This window comes from Moraxella porci DSM 25326 (genome assembly GCF_002014855.1).
GTDB lineage: Bacteria > Pseudomonadota > Gammaproteobacteria > Pseudomonadales > Moraxellaceae > Moraxella > Moraxella porci.
This window is the reverse complement of record NZ_MUYV01000021.1, coordinates 1-15,929: the sequence shown is the minus strand read 5'-3', so window position 1 is coordinate 15,929 and position 15,929 is coordinate 1. Positions and strand designations below refer to the sequence as shown.

The 15,929-nt window shown below is 45.1% G+C and carries 12 protein-coding genes and 1 other RNA gene; 9 read left to right on the top strand and 4 right to left on the bottom strand.

All coding sequences use genetic code 11. The features are described from left to right. Positions 1 to 279: 279 nt before the first annotated feature. Positions 280 to 1,782 carry a YihY family inner membrane protein gene (locus tag B0681_RS10050; RefSeq protein ID WP_078318583.1) on the top strand — a complete coding sequence of 501 codons (1,503 nt, stop codon included), beginning with the start codon at positions 280 to 282 and terminating at the stop codon, positions 1,780 to 1,782. A gap of 217 nt (positions 1,783 to 1,999) precedes the next feature. Beyond that, entirely contained in the window at positions 2,000 to 3,514 is a 1,515-nt protein-coding gene (locus tag B0681_RS10045; protein ID WP_078318582.1) for a YifB family Mg chelatase-like AAA ATPase, read from the top strand. Positions 3,515 to 3,544: 30 nt separating this feature from the next. Here the strand turns inward: B0681_RS10045 and B0681_RS10040 are convergent, their stop codons facing one another. Continuing rightward, complete coding sequence (locus B0681_RS10040) at positions 3,545 to 5,662, bottom strand: NADPH-dependent 2,4-dienoyl-CoA reductase (RefSeq protein ID WP_407661982.1); 2,118 nt, start codon at positions 5,660 to 5,662, stop codon at positions 3,545 to 3,547. A 280-nt stretch (positions 5,663 to 5,942) separates the two neighbouring features. Here B0681_RS10040 and B0681_RS10035 point away from each other — a divergent pair, with 280 nt between their 5' ends. The 6 genes from B0681_RS10035 to B0681_RS10010 all read left to right on the top strand — a co-directional run bounded on the left by B0681_RS10035 (position 5,943) and on the right by B0681_RS10010 (position 12,980). Then, positions 5,943 to 6,278 carry a TIGR01244 family sulfur transferase gene (locus B0681_RS10035; RefSeq protein WP_078318581.1) on the top strand — a complete coding sequence of 112 codons (336 nt, stop codon included), beginning with the start codon at positions 5,943 to 5,945 and terminating at the stop codon, positions 6,276 to 6,278. 135 nt (positions 6,279 to 6,413) lie between these two features. Continuing rightward, positions 6,414 to 7,202: a type I methionyl aminopeptidase gene (gene map, locus B0681_RS10030; protein WP_078318580.1), complete on the top strand. Its 789-nt coding sequence runs from the start codon at positions 6,414 to 6,416 to the stop codon at positions 7,200 to 7,202. An 85-nt stretch (positions 7,203 to 7,287) separates the two neighbouring features. Further along, positions 7,288 to 10,038 carry a [protein-PII] uridylyltransferase gene (gene glnD / locus B0681_RS10025; RefSeq protein WP_078318579.1) on the top strand — a complete coding sequence of 917 codons (2,751 nt, stop codon included), beginning with the start codon at positions 7,288 to 7,290 and terminating at the stop codon, positions 10,036 to 10,038. Positions 10,039 to 10,162: 124 nt separating this feature from the next. Further along, the gene (locus tag B0681_RS10020) at positions 10,163 to 10,996 is read left to right on the top strand and encodes a WG repeat-containing protein (RefSeq protein WP_078318578.1); all 834 of its coding nucleotides are present in this window, start codon (positions 10,163 to 10,165) and stop codon (positions 10,994 to 10,996) included. A gap of 54 nt (positions 10,997 to 11,050) precedes the next feature. Continuing rightward, positions 11,051 to 11,409, top strand: a transfer-messenger RNA (tmRNA) gene (gene ssrA, locus B0681_RS10015). A 278-nt stretch (positions 11,410 to 11,687) separates the two neighbouring features. Further along, complete coding sequence (locus B0681_RS10010) at positions 11,688 to 12,980, top strand: tyrosine-type recombinase/integrase (protein WP_143821240.1); 1,293 nt, start codon at positions 11,688 to 11,690, stop codon at positions 12,978 to 12,980. A 190-nt stretch (positions 12,981 to 13,170) separates the two neighbouring features. On the opposite strand, the gene B0681_RS10005 is transcribed toward B0681_RS10010, so the two are convergent. Beyond that, positions 13,171 to 13,905 carry a nucleotide-binding protein gene (locus tag B0681_RS10005; protein ID WP_078318576.1) on the bottom strand — a complete coding sequence of 245 codons (735 nt, stop codon included), beginning with the start codon at positions 13,903 to 13,905 and terminating at the stop codon, positions 13,171 to 13,173. Between the two features lie 134 nt (positions 13,906 to 14,039). Further along, a complete protein-coding gene (locus tag B0681_RS10000) occupies positions 14,040 to 14,501 on the bottom strand; it encodes a hypothetical protein (RefSeq protein WP_078318575.1) in 462 nt (153 codons plus the stop codon). Between the two features lie 369 nt (positions 14,502 to 14,870). Here B0681_RS10000 and mobC point away from each other — a divergent pair, with 369 nt between their 5' ends. After that, positions 14,871 to 15,404 carry a plasmid mobilization relaxosome protein MobC gene (mobC, locus tag B0681_RS09995; protein WP_078318574.1) on the top strand — a complete coding sequence of 178 codons (534 nt, stop codon included), beginning with the start codon at positions 14,871 to 14,873 and terminating at the stop codon, positions 15,402 to 15,404. Positions 15,405 to 15,535: 131 nt separating this feature from the next. Here mobC and B0681_RS10390 read toward each other — a convergent pair whose 3' ends face one another. Beyond that, on the bottom strand, positions 15,536 to 15,730 hold the full coding sequence (locus B0681_RS10390; protein WP_143821239.1) for a hypothetical protein: 195 nt from the start codon (positions 15,728 to 15,730) through the stop codon (positions 15,536 to 15,538). Between the last annotated feature and the right edge of the window lie 199 nt (positions 15,731 to 15,929).

The window sequence follows — 15,929 nt, the reverse complement described above, 5'->3', positions numbered from 1 at the left end:
TTTGGCCTTTTAAAAAAAGCATCAGCCTTGATACAAAGCTGACGCATCAATGCATCAACACTTATTATACCAAATATCCATCGCCACAAAACAAAAAAAATTAAAGCACCCATCAGTAACACAAAACCCAATCCATCGACCCCATCACCATCCAAAAAAAGCCAAAATATTTACATTGTCTAAAACTTTGATACATAATTGCACAAATTTAGCCTGTAAAATTAAGCAATATTTGTTACACTAGAGAGATAGTTAGCAAATTTGCCAAGAAAGGATATTATGACAAACCTTCTCAACAAACTGCCTTTTGCTCACCATGCTTGGTTCATGTACCTGCGTTTATTGGTGCGCCATTTTATCGAAGATGAGACCCAACAAAAAGCTGCAAGCTTAACCTACACCACTTTATTGGCATTGGTGCCGATGTTGACGGTGGTTTTGGTAATTTTCTCAAGCGTGCCTGCATTGGCCGATCTGCGCGAACAGATGCAGCAGATGATCTCTGATAATCTATTCCCCTCAGCCAGCAACCAAATCGCTGGCTATATGCAGTCTTTTGTCGAAAAATCCAGTAACTTAGGCTTGGTCGGTGTCGGCGCGCTGTTCGTGACCGCCATCATGACTTTGAACACCATCGAACACGCTTTTAATAAAATCTGGCGCGTCCAAGACCGTTCTGGCGGCGCGGCCAGCATCATCCGCTATTGGATGATCATCACGCTAGGACCTGTGATTTTGGCTGTGGCTTTTGGTGCCTCAAGCGCCATTCAGAGCGTTGATTTTTTGAATCGCCAGATCGGTGGCTATGGCATTGACTGGGGCATTTGGGCGTATGTGATCTCATTTTTCTTTACTGCTGCTGGCTTTATTTTGATGTATTGGTTCATTCCAAAAGCTCAAGTACCCATCAAAAATGCACTGATCGCTGGTGTCATCACCGCCATCTTATTTGAGACGCTAAAGCAAGTGTTCAGCACTGTGATGACCAATTTTACCAGCTATGAGGCGATCTATGGCGCCTTTGCTGCTTTGCCAATTTTCTTGCTATGGATTTATCTGTCATGGAATTTGATCTTGCTTGGTGTTCAGATCAGCTACACCTTGACGATCTTTGAAACCAAAGAAGTGCCAGTACGCCATCCTTTGCTAAGTCTGCTAGACATGCTAAATTTGGCTTATAAACGCTATCAAAATGGCGAAACCGTCAGCGAAGATGAGCTGCGCGGCATGCTTGGTCGCAAAGAGCTGCCAAAGTGGAGTATTTATTTGGATCAGTTGGTGAGCAATGATTTCATTACCGAAACCAAAAACAATGAATACATCCTAAAAACCAATCTGGCCACCATCAATCTGTGGCAGTTTTATAAAAGCTTGCCGTATCCACTGCCAATCAGAAGCGAGCTAGAACAGCTAGAGGCTGCTGATTACGATCCTTGGTTTGTGGAGCTGTATCGTCATTTGGACAAGATCGAAACCAGTGCCACCAAAGAGCTTGATATGCCTTTGGCAGCCTTATTTGAGACTGCACCACTGCGCGAAAAACAAGACATCGTTCGCATCGTATCCGAGGATACTGACGAGACTGGCGAGACCCATGGCTTTGACAATAATGCTCGTCGCACCATCGATGCATCAGGCAATTCAGTCATCATTCCTGATGGTGAGGCAGCCTTTACCGAAAGCCGCTTGACGAAGATTTTGCGCTTACTAAAAAAAGCTCATCATCTGTTTGGCCGTAACAAACAGCGCATCAATGAAATTAAGCGCTTTTTAGATAAATGATCGATCAATAACACCACTGCCCAGCTTTAAGCTTGGGCAGTTTTTTTGGGTGATTGGATTCTCTGATAATGGTAAAATATCAATCAATGATCGCGGATAAACCCATCGTGGATGCTGCGCATACTGGCGAAAATCTTCAGTTGTGCTATACTACCAGAAGTTTTGCTTTGATGTTAAGATTGAGATTAATTTTAGTATAAAATTCACGGATGCGATTATGTCATTTGCCAAAGTCTATACCCGATCTGTCGTTGGTCTGCATGCGCCGCAAGTACTGGTGGAGGTGCATTTGTCCCAAGGCTTGCCTGCACTCACCATCGTTGGACTGCCCGAAGCATCAGTACGAGAAAGCAAAGATCGGGTGCGTTCAGCATTGATCAACTCAGGCTATGAATTTCCCAATCGCCGCCTAACCATCAATCTGGCGCCTGCCGATCTGCCAAAAGATGGTGCGCGACTGGATTTACCGATTGCGATGGGGATTTTGGCGGCCAGCGGTCAGATCGATGATCAAGTACTTGATGAGTATGAATTTGTTGGCGAATTGGCACTCAATGGTGATCTGCGTGCCATCACAGGCGCGTTGTCAGTAGCGCGCGCCATCAAGCACACCAAAAGTGAGGGCAAGACGCGCACGCTCATCACCCCTACTGCAAATGCCGATGAAGCAGCAAAAACTGGTGGCTTGACGGTGTTGGCAGCACAGAGTCTGGCAGCGGTATGTCGGCATTTGGATGTGGTCAGCGGTGCCAATAACAATCAAGCAGATCTGTTGCCTGTCGCTAGCGCACCGATACACAGTCAAGGCGTGGTCTATGCACAGGATCTGGCGGATGTCAAAGGTCAGCATCATGCGCGTCGCGCCCTTGAGATCGCAGCGGCAGGCGGACATTCGCTGCTGTTTACAGGATCGCCTGGCTCTGGCAAGACAATGATGGCATCTCGGCTGCCTAGCATCTTGCCACCTCTGAGCGAAGATGAAGCCCTAGAAGTGGCAAGCATTTACTCCATCGCCGGGGTGGAATATCAGTTCGGTGAGCGACCTTTCCGTCAGGTACACCATACCATTTCATCAGCGGCACTGGTTGGCGGGGGCTCAAAACCCAAACCCGGTGAGATATCCTTAGCCCATTTTGGAACAATTTTTTTAGATGAACTACCAGAATTTGATAGAAAAACTTTAGAAACTCTAAGACAACCCATTGAATCTAAAGAAATTTTTATTTCACGCGCGAATGCTCAAGTCTCATTTCCAGCAGATTTTCAACTCATCGCAGCGATGAATCCTTGTCCCTGCGGCTATCATGGCGACCCTTCTGATCGCTGTCGCTGTCGCCCCGAACAAATCAAAAAATACCAAGATAAGATCTCAGGACCGCTGCTAGATCGCATCGATCTGCACATTACAGTACCTGCAATGCCGATCGATGACCTACAAAATGCACCTGCTGGAGAGGATTCGCAGACCGTGCGTGAGCGCGTCGTCGCTGCAAGAGACATCGCCATCGCTCGCCAAGGCAAAGCCAACTATCAGCTGACACCCAGTGATCTGGATCAAGTGGCAGCACTGGGCAGTGACGGCCAGCAGATGCTAAAGATGGCTCAGGCGCGGCTGAATTTGTCTGCGCGCAGCTATCATCGCACGCTGAGAGTTGCACGCACCATCGCCGATTTGGCAGGCGCTGCGACGATCGAGACTGCGCACATTGCTGAGGCATTGAGTTATCGCTAAAGCAAAGCTTAGCGAACCCTCAGACCTACTTTATAGTCTGACCGCCACCTCAAAGCCCTCACGGATGGCTCGCTTGGCATCAAGTCGCTCGGACAGCTTAGCACCGCCGATGACTTGATAATCAGCTTTTGGTGTGTCGCCCAGCTGCGGCATCAGATGATTGACCGACTCTTGGCCGACACACAGCACCACCGTATCGACACGCAGTAGCTGACTTGTGCCATCGATCGTCACCCACAGACCCTCTTCGGTGACCTTGTCATAAGTCACGCCTGCCATCTGGATGACCCCCGCTTGTTTGATGGCAGCTTTATGCACCCAGCCTGTGGTTTTATTCAGACTCTTGCCAAACTTGCCCTTGCTACGCTGCAGCAAATAGACTTGGCGAGCAGGCGTTGGTGGATGGGCAGGCTGTAGTGCACCATTGCTTTGATAATTGGCATCAGTATCGACGCCCCATTGCTCAAAAAACTCATCCGCCGTCTGCGCCTGTGGCTGATAGCCAGCATCATTGATATCAGTGGACACGCCCGCCCCATGCACCAAAAATTCTGCCACATCAAAGCCAATGCCGCCAGCCCCTAGCACCGCCACACGCTCGCCAGCAACTTTGGCACCGGTCAATAGCTCACTATAGCTCATCACCTGTGGCAGTGATCGACCTGTGATATCAATTTCTCGCGGCACGACACCGGTGGCGATGATGATATGATCGGCCACTTGAGCATCCAAGAACGCCTTATCTACCATCGTATTTAGATGCAAATCAATGCCAAGTGTCGCAATCTGCTCACGAAAATAACGAATCGTCTCAAAAAACTCTTCTTTACCCGGGATGACCTTTGCCATATTAAACTGCCCACCGATGAATGGCTTGGCTTCATACAGGCTCACCTGATGCCCATGAGATGCTGCCGTCACCGCCGCTGACAGTCCAGCCACACCTGCACCGACGACGATGACTTTTTTGGGTTTTTTGGCAGGTTTGATGCTGTATTCACTTTCATGACACGCCAAAGGATTGACCAAACACGATGCACGCTCACCGCTAAAGGTGTGATCTAAGCACGCTTGGTTACAGCTGATACAGGTATTGATAAGATTGGCTTGATTATGATATGCCTTATTGACCCACTCACTATCCGCCAAAAATGGTCGTGCCATCTGCACCATATCCGCCTGACCGCTGGCGATGATGGCTTCAGCAGTCGCTGGCATATTGATGCGATTGGCTGCGATGACAGGGATCGATACCGCCTGCTTGATGGCCGCAGTATAACGCACAAAAGTCGCTCTAGGCACGCTGGTCACGATAGTCGGCACTCGAGCTTCATGCCAGCCGATGCCTGTGTTAATCAAGGTCACGCCAGCAGTCTCCAGCGCTTTTGCCAGCGCAATGACATCCGCCATCACTGCGCCCTCTTCGACAAGCTCAATCATCGATAGGCGAAAACTGATGATAAAATCCGTCCCAACTGCCGCTCTGATTGCCTGCACGATTTCGATGGCAAAACGCATACGGTTCTCAAGGCTACCACCATAAGCATCCGCTCGCTTATTGGTGCGTGCTGACAAGAACTGATTGATTAGATAACCTTCAGAACCCATAACCTCAACGCCATCATAACCTGCTTTTTTGGCTAGGCTTGCCGTCTGGGCAAAATCAGCGATGGTCGCTTGGATATTCTTAAGGCTCATCTGCCGCGGCTTAAACGGTGAAATCGGTGATTTGATAGCACTTGGTGCCACCACAAAGGGGTGATAGCCATAACGCCCTGAGTGTAGGATTTGTAATAAGATTTTGGCACCGTGCTTATGCACTGCACGAGTGACACGAGCATGATGCACCACATCCGCCAAGCGATTGAGCGTACCGCCCAATGGTGTCAGCCAGCCTTGCTTATTTGGGGAGATCCCGCCCGTCACGATCAAGCCCACACCGCCTTTGGCTCGTGCCTCAAAATAGCTTGCCAATTTGCCATAATGATAAAAACGATCCTCAAGCCCCGTGTGCATCGAACCCATCACCAGGCGATTCTTTAAAGTCGTAAACCCCAAATCCAGCGGCTCAAACAAATGCGGATACTGCGTCGGCTCGGCTGATTTGGTAGGAATAATGTTGGCTAGGCGTTTTTTTAAAAAAGGCATTGGCATAATAAAAAATCCGTTTAGAAAACTGTCGCCATCAAGCTGATTGACGGATGGCATGATTGTATCATTTTAGCATATTTTATAATTTTCTAAATATGCTATTTATGTTTTGACCAAGCAGTCAGTGCACTGATGTACGCTTTAATTAATCAATGATTTTTAGCCAAATTTATAACCCATCACCGCAGCTTTAACACACTTGCCCCAGCACAAACCATTTGCCAAAACCAAAAAATCAGAGTAAGCTACTCATAACTTTTATCATTAAGGATTCCTCATGAGCGATACCATTACCATCTCAGGTCAAATCACTGTCGATGATGTCAAGGCACTTGCCGAACAAGGCTACAAAACTCTAGTCAATAACCGTCCTGATGGCGAAGAAGCAGGTCAACCAACGAGCGACGCCATCAAAGCTGCTGCCACTGAACATGGCATCATCTATGCACACATTCCTTTTAGCGGTGGGATGCTTGAGATGCGTCATGTACAAGAATTTGCTGACTTTTTTAATAGAACCGAACGCCCATTGCACATCTTTTGCCGCAGTGGCAACCGCTCTAGCATCATCTTGCAAGCCGCTCGTGAGCAAGATTTACTCGATGAAGATTGATCGCTTTTGTCATTTGGCATGATTATAACGATTTACAAAAATATCTTGTGAAATCATGATGCTGATTTGTGAAAACTTATCATTTGCGGTAAAATGGTTGTGAATTTTCATGACCATTTTTATTTTGAAATTATTATGAGCAAAAATATTCCTATTTTAACTGCCGAACAAATCGAAAAAATGCAAATTGCTGGCAAGCTTGCCGCTGATGTGCTCATCATGCTTGATGACTATGTCAAAGTGGGTGTCAGCACAGGTAAGCTTGACGATTTGGCACATCAATTCATCCTAGATCACGGCGCTATTCCTGCACCGCTCAACTACAACGGCTTCCCAAAATCCATCTGCACCAGCATCAACCATGTGGTCTGTCATGGCATTCCTGACCACGAACGCCTATTAAAAGATGGCGATATCATCAATATCGACACCACCGTGATTGTTGATGGTTTTTATGGCGATACTTCCAAGATGTGGATCGTCGGCGAAGGCTCAGTGATGGCCGAACGCATCTGCCGCGTCGCCCAAGAAGCGCTGTACGCTGGCATGAAAGTCGTCAAAAATGGCGCAAGACTCGGTGACATCGGTGCAGCCATCCAAAAAGTCGTCGAGCCTGAGCGTTTTAGCATCGTGCGTGAATTCTGCGGTCATGGCATCGGTGAGACTTTCCATGCTGAGCCACAAGTGCTGCACTACGGCAAAGCAGGCACAGGCGTCGAGCTAAAAACTGGCATGGCATTCACCATCGAGCCGATGATCAACCAAGGCGTCTGGCAGACCAAAGTCATGAAAGACGGCTGGACCGCCATCACCAAAGACCGTAAGCTGTCTGCCCAATGGGAGCATACACTGATCGTCACCGATGACGGCTGTATCGTCACCACCGCTCGCCCCGAAGAAGACTTAAGCTTTTTGAATAAATGATGATCTGATGATCTCATGCACTTTGGGGCGTCTATATGGACTGCCCCTGTTTTTTTTGAAATTTCGGTATTAGACCAAAGACCCTATGTCAAACACTGCCATCACTTGCTTTATGCAGCTTTGCCAACATCTGCATCTACAAATCGACACGCCGCCAATGCTCGACGGCTCGGACGATGACACCACACGCATCCAAAGCTATCTAAACACCTTAAATCAAGCCATCGACAGTCAAGTGGTCGCTTATGGCATCGATGCGGTGCATCACATTGAACAATTGATTCACATTCGCACACTGGCCATCGATGTGATCTTACAAAGGCTGTTTGAGCTGTCTTGTTTTTCACAAGATGTTGCATTGTTTGCGGTCGGTGGCTATGGTCGTGGTGAACTGCTGCCCGCATCCGACATTGATATCTTATTGATCGGTAATAACCCTGATGCCATCAAATCAAAGATAGAAGCTTTTGTGGCACGGCTTTGGGATATTGGCATCACCCCTGCTTTTTCGGTACGCAGCCTAGATGAGGCCAAGCTTGCTGCAGCCGATCAGACCATCGCCAGCGCCATGCTCGAAGCGCGATTATTGGCAGGTAATGCTTTATTGGCAGAATTTCCTTATCAGACAGTCAAGCAAATCTGGGACGCCAAGTCATTTTATGCAGCAAAAATGGCAGAATCCAAAGAGCGATACCTTGCGCACAATGCCACCGAATACAACCTTGAACCGAACATCAAAAATGCTCCCGGTGGACTTCGAGATCTGCAAATGATCGGCTGGCTGGGTCGCTTTTATTTTGGGCAGTCAGATCTGAGCGCACTGGCCAAGACTGATTTTATCAATGAAGAAGAATATCACGCACTTACCCAAGCACGGCGTTTTTTGTGGTGCATTCGCCATCATTTGCACACCTTGACAGGACGCGGCGAAGAGCGACTGTTATTCGATCACCAAAAAAACATCGCTCAGCGCTTTGGCTATTATCTGCACACCGACCACACCACGCACCGAGACATCACTGCAGCACTTGAGGCGATGATGCGCCTGTATTATCGCCATGCGATGAAAGTGGCGGCATTTTCCGAAGTGTTGTGCGAGTATTTTTATGAAAATTATCTGGCAACCACAGCGCGGATGGTGGACATCGACGATGATTTTTGTCTGGTGCAATCCGATGCCGATATCACAGGCGAAGGTGAGCGACCGGTCAAGATCGCCATTCGTCGTGCTGATGCCTTTGAGCAGCATCCGATCAATTTATTGAAGATTTTTTTGGTGATGGGTCGTCAAGGCATTCGCCAAATTGCCGCCAGTACCTTGCGAGCCATCTATCTGGCCAGTAGCCTGATTGATGAGGAATATCGTGCCAATGAGGCGCATCAACGGCTGTTTTTGATGAATCTGCAAGAAGGCAATTATCTATTTCACCGCCTTAGACTGATGAAGCGATTTGGGGTACTGGGCAATTATCTGCCTGCCTTTGGCAAAATCATGGGGCTGATGCAGTATGATCTGTTTCATCGCTACACGGTGGATGCCCATACCCTGCTGTTGGTGCGGATTTTGCACCGCTTTGGGGATGAAGCGCGCGCCGAGGATTTTGGCTTGGTCAGTGAAGTTTATCAAAAAATCACCCGTAAGGACATTTTGGTCATCGCCGCCATTTTTCATGACATCGCCAAAGGTCGTGGCGGTGATCATAGCAAGCTGGGTGCGGTGGATGCTTATGAGTTTTGTTTGGCGCACGGCATGAATGAGTCGGATGCTGAGCTGGTGCGCTGGCTGGTGCTTGAGCATCTGGCCATGTCTTTGACCGCCCAAAAGCAAGACATCTCAGATCCTGAAGTCATCGCCAATTTTGCTGAATTTACCGGCAGTATCACGCGGCTCAACCATCTATATGTGCTGACCGTCGCCGATATGAATGCCACCAACAGCCAGCTGTGGAATACTTGGCGCGCCGCTCTACTCAAGCAGCTGTACATCTCTGTGCATCGGGTGCATAGCCTAGGCAGTCATGTCACCGACAAAGATCTGGTGATCGAAAACCGCAAAAACAAAGCCCAAGATCTGTTGCCGATGGTCGATGATGCGCGCTTACAGACGCTGTGGTCAAGCTTTGGCGAGGAATATTTTTTAAAACAAAAACATCAAGACATCGCTTGGCAATCTGCAGAAATCCTAGCAGCAGAACATAAGCTTAAGCAAGGCGAGCCGATCATCGCTTTGCGCGAGCATAAAGAACTGTCGCTGCGCGGTATGCAGCTGTTGATCTGCACCCCAGATCAAGACAATCTATTCGCCACCACGGTCTGCATTCTCGATCAGCTGGGGCTTAGTGTGTTGGATGCGACGATTTTATCAGCAAATATCGATGGCGTGAGTACGGCGGTGGATTCTTATGTGCTGATCGATCAGATGATCACAGACGAGCAAGCATCATTGATGAACAGTCCTGAGCGCATCGATGTGATGATACACGGGCTGAGCGAAGGGCTTAAACATGGCGGGATTTGTCCGCCAGTGAAGACCTTTAATCCTGAGGGTAAGCTTAAGCACTTCACCGTGCCGACACAGATTTATTTTACGCCAGCCACGCCATTGGCACATCAAGGTCATCAACAGATGCACCTGATCACCAAAGATCGCCCTTCGCTGCTGGCCAAAGTTGGCGCTGTATTTAGTCGCTTGAACATCGAAGTGCATGGCGCGCGCATCACCACCTTGGGCGAGCGTGCCGAAGATGTGTTTTATTTGAGTGCTGGTGACGGCAAGCCTTTGAGTGATGCGATGCTTCAGGCATTAAAACAAGCAATCATCGAATCGCTTAGCTGAAGACGACCATAGACGACTTAGATGCGCTTTTGGTGATGGCAATTTACAGCAATTTATGCCAAAATAGCGCTTTTGATCGCCATGCTTAGTCATCGCGATCCTTGTTAATTGATCGAGAGTTATCATGACCATTCAAACCCATACCTCATCTTATTCACAGCGCACAGGATGGCTGCTATTGGCACTGATGATGCCGATGATGTCCCACGCTGTCATCAGTACGCACACTTTTGATGAAGAAGATCTGCCTGCCTGTACAGCCCTCGCCCTGCCTGATGATGTGGAATTCGCTACCATCGGGTCAGACTGTGGCTATGCTGAGGGCTTGGCACCTGTGATCAAAGACGACCGATACGGCTATGTCAATGAATCAGGCAAGATCATCATCCCGATCATCTACCAAGAAGCGTATCCGTTCAGTGATGGCTTGGCATTGTATCGCCAAAATGACAAATACGGCTATCTTAATACCTCAGGCAAAGTCGCCATCAAGCCACAATACACCGATGCGTGGGGTTTTTGGGAGGGGCGTGCTAAAATCGAACAACATGGCAAATACGGCTTTATTGACACCAAAGGCAAAGTGATCATCAAGCCGCAATATGAGGTCGTCGGCGACTGGTTCGAAGAAGGCTTGGTGCTGTTTAAACAAGGCGATCGCTATGGCTATCTGGACAAATCGGGCAAAGTCGCCATCGCACCCAGCTTTGATTCGGCCAAAGATTTTTCTGAAGGGCTGGCCGCTGTCACTTTAAAAACTGGCGAAACTGACGCTGATGGTGTGGCACTGCACAAATACGGCTTCATCGATAAGACAGGCCAAGTCGTCATTGACATCAAGTATGATCTGGTCTATGACTTTTTGGCAGGCGCAGCTTATGTCGTCGATGGCGATCAAGCCTATTATATCGACAAACAAGGCAAACCTACCGCCATGCCAAATTATTCAGAGCGCTGATCTGACGCTCAAACTTGACAAACGCACTGGGTTTTGTCATAATCGACTCATCAAGGGGATGTTCTGGCTTCGACGCTGGTAGCGAAACCTAATGATGCATGTCAAGAGCGTGTGACTCTTGTAAATAAACATACATTTAAAATAGTCGCAAACGACGAAACTTACGCACTAGCAGCCTAAGGGCTGCTTGGGACGGCACAGATTGCCTTTGGTCTGGTTGCTCTCCCCGATGCGAACGCACAGAGGCTAGCTTGAAGTAGCGTTGTGATGCTTCAAGCGAAACTTTCAGCAAATCGCCCAATCCATCCTGACTGTCGGATCGGTGCGGGCTAAAGCCAAAGACAGAGTCTAAGCATGTAGAGTCATAGATGTAGTGCTGGCGGACGCGGGTTCAACTCCCGCCATCTCCACCAAATACATAAAAACCCAGTTGATTATATCAGCTAAAATCTCTCAAAAACCCCTGAAACCACTAGGTTTCAGGGGTTTTTGTTTGGTATGTATTAATACGCTTAAATACACACATTCAAAGATTTTTTGTACCTTTCCTTGTATCTTTATAGTTGATTTTTTCAAAGGTACAAATTGTTTTTTTAAGGGTACTTTTGTTATAATTCGACCATCAGATTTGTTTTTTTATAAGGTACAAATTTATTTTTACAAAGGAACAAATTTGTTTTTTGTAAAGGCAATGTTAAACCAAACCATCCTTTATATTAACAGCATGGAGACTTATCAAAAAATGTACAAGCATGAAATAAAAAAATACCCTATGTCTGATACAACCATCAAATCACTGAAGCATGATCCAAGTTTTAAATCAGCTCAAGACATACCAGATGGTAAAATTGATGGAGGCACTTTATATTTAAGACTTACACCGGAAGGTGGTAAGCAATGGAGAATTCGCTACAAAAATCCTGATAATTTAAAATGGCAGATCGCCGGGCTCGGCAGCTATCCTGAGATTACGGGAAGCGCTGCTCGTGAAGCTGCTCGCATTTTTATGCAAAAAATAAACAATGGTGAAGTTAATGCAAAACGCTCAAAACACTCTCTAACATTCGAAGCGGTTGCAAAAAAATGGATTGAGGATCAAAAAGTAGCATCAAATTGGTCTAACGATAATGCAAAAAAGACCGCCGAGCGGCTGGCAAATCACATTTATCCAAAAATGCGTAACCGTCCAATTAATCGCATCAAACCGCAGGAATGGTTAGATTTATTCCTTGAAATCTATCAAAAGAAAAATGTCAAAGGTGATTTCATGATAGAAACAGCTAATCGTGTGCGCACTCACTGCCGAAATATTTACGATTATGCAATTGTGCATGATATTGCAACAAGAAATCCCATCAATAAAATTGAAAATCACCTTAAGAAAAATCATCCCAGCTCTAATTTAGCTCATGTCAGCGAATACGAACTACCTGATTTACTAAAAGCGATTGCGAATATAGATAATGACATTGTAAGACTTTATCTGCAAATACTGTCTCGCACCTTTTTGCGCCCCAATGAACTCACTCAGGCCAAATGGTGTGAATTTGACTTTGAAAATAAAATCTGGGAAATTCCAGCCAATCGCATGAAAAAACGTCGTACCCACATAGTCCCACTATCCAGCTCTGTAATCAATCTACTAACAGAGCTGAAAACCTGGACTGGTGTTAGCCCCTACCTTTTTCCTTCTCGCGCCACACTTAATCAACCGTGTACCACTCAGCGCTTCAGAAATTATCTAAAAAAATTAGGCTATCATGGTGAGCAAACCTTGCACGGATTCCGCCATATCGCAAGCACTAAGCTTAATGATTTTACTGATGAAAACGGTTATAAATTTGATGAACGAGTTATTGAATTTTCTTTAGCTCATCAAGTTAACGGGGTTCGCGGTGTGTATAACAAAGCTCAATATCTAGAAGACAGGAGAAAATTGATGGATTTTTACAGCAATTGGATTGATAAACTCGAAAAGAGCTGATTCACTCGAATTCATCATTATAGCCTCGGCTTTATAACCTTCCCAACAACTGGGATTCCTGGGGAAGTGGGAAAAATACATTAAAGACCTTGATATTCAAGGTCTTTAATGTATTGGCGAAGTGGGATTGCTTTCTTTATTTTCCCATTCTATTAACACAGATCTCACTCACCCAACACCATGCAGGATATTAGTTAAAAATATTATCAATCTGTTCAAACGTTTCATTTTTAATGCGCGCAATTCGAGCAATATTCATAAACTTAAATTGCGGATGCAATCCCATACGAACCTCTTCAAATGTCAATCGATTTATCAAAACGCTTGCAAAATCTCTCTCAAAAGTATCAGCTTGGCGCTTTGACAGCTTTACCGCACCTACATAATTGGGCAGATTCTGCAAGTTAACCTTTTCAGCAGACGGCAATCCAAAAAATTCATTTTCCCAAGCAACCATCTTTACCTGAGGAAAGGAGGTGGCCAGAAATACAAAACAATGCAGCGTATCACGTGATGACTGTCCAAAATTAATTGGGCAGTGAATATAAACCTCTTTATTTGCCTCAATCAGATGGTTTATCACATTATTTGTATTGAAGTAACTTACAATAGCAAGATAATCGCCTGAGCCGGTATCAACAACCATAGGCTTATCTGAATCCAAAAAATCATTGATAAAAATATCAAACTTCGCGGGATCAATCAGTTTCTCCATACCCACTCCTGTCAAAATATCTATCTCTTTGACCTTCAGACCTTTAAACGAGCTTAAAGTTTTATTATTAGGATCTGTATCAACCAGTTGTACACCATCAACCCTCAGTCGATCAACGAAATATTGCGACAGCAAAAAAGAGCATACAGATTTTCCAGATCCACCTTTTGATTGCATTACTAAGTGTAAAGAATTATTTGGGATTCCCATAAGACTTCTCCTATTACCTAAAAATTGTCGTGAGTGAGTTAAGATTTACACATCAATATACTATATATAGAAGTTTAATAAAAATCAATCACTATATATGGTATTTTAACAATTTTGGCATCTTTTAGAGAAATCTATTCAAAGTCACTTAGATCGTTAATTTCCTCTATCAAAGTTCCTGAATTTAATTTTTCAATCATTTCATCATGCGACAAACTTAAGAACTTCTGAGCCGACTTCTCCCAATCTTCAAGAACTCGCCCACCTGAAGTGCGTGACGGCATTTTTTTTGACAAGTATTGTTCACTTGCCACCCTATCTGCTTCTTTGACAGCCTGTGTGACAATACCGCCATCTGCCATCCTGCTGTTTGATTCGCTTTGTACTGTTGATACAAGCTTAACATTTGGTACAAACGATGGTAGTGTATCTTTGTGTTTATTGTAAGCCTTTCTGACTGCATGCATAGATACATCAATACCAAACTCATCACGAATCGTTTTAGCAATATCTGCAAAAGTATGGTTTGAATTTTCATCAGTTCGCAAGCTAATAATTCGGCGTATTGCAGCAGTGGTGAGTAATTTTCTTCCCATTTTTGTAGCTCCAATTCAAAAAATTGACCAAAATTAACTAAAATTGATTATAGTTTACTATTATTAACCAAAAACTTACATTCTACAATCCAAAAATTGATAATATTTGACCAAAATTAACTATATTTGACTAAAGTTTACCACACGTATCTACATGCCACTTATTTACACCAAACTGCCAGAATAAAAAATCAGACAGAAGCAAATCAGTCCGATAAACCAAGTTTTTGCTTTGATTATTTTAGATTGCAGGATAGGCTACCGCCGACAAAAATATATATTTCTGTGCTATAATCATGGCACTGGCATGATTATAGTGTCGCACCAAGCGACCAGCTACCGCTGACTTTTTGATCTTTTGGGGGATTGATGGCTACTTTTTTGCTCAAGGGATTAACCCAAGAACATCGTGATTTTTTGCGAAATTTCGCCCAAAATGTGCTTGGCTCAAAGAGCAGAACCAAGGCGATTTTGCATCTGATTAACGAAAAGATGAACGGTGCTACCGTCATTGATATGGTCAAGCAAGAGCGATTGGACGAGCCAGCAATCAACTCAAAAGACACCAAACGCATACAGTTTAGCGTGCTACAAGCCGATTATGATAATTTAGCTAAAATTGCACAATCGACTGATAGTTCAATCCAGCACTACTTGCGTTGCCTTGTGAGAAGCAATCTATACGGCAAGTATGAGTTGCTAGGATTTGAGATGGAAAACCTAAGACGGAACAATTACGAGTTGTATCGCCTAGGCGTAAACATCAACCAAATTGCCAAAGCACTCAATACAGGTCATGATGTTGAAGTCAGTAAAGCAATGCTGGATGATATGCACAAGCAAATTGCCGAGCACACCAGCCGTGTCGAAAAGATTTTGAAGGATAATTTGGAGCGGTATTGACCGCTCGCATATAAGCTGCCACTCGCAGTGTATCATCTGTTAAATTTACGGTATAAACCCCATCTTTACAACACCCAAATCTATTCGATCCGATTCTGTGTTGCTCCGATAATTGTGATTTATATCATATATCAAATTGCTCCCCCTGATTTTAATATCTTATAAATCACGGATTTTACAATCTCTAATGATTTTGAATCAGGTTGTAGTAATAATGCTGAAAGCGCAGAATGTGATTCCATTGCCTGGATAACAGCATTGACCACCGCTGATGGTAAATTGCCCTGCATAGCAATAGATTCTTCATTGAGCCGAATCTGCATCATGATATTTTCATCTCACAATAAACAACTGCAACTTTTTTCATCTAAATGATTTTTTTGCCATATATAATGCACCTCAAAGGTTGTCTAACTTTTAGGGTGCGGTTTGGGTTCATATAGGACTGATTTTTTGTTTTAATTTAAACAGTGCAAAACCACTAATTCATATTACCCAACAAAAACACCGCCACATCAAGTAGCG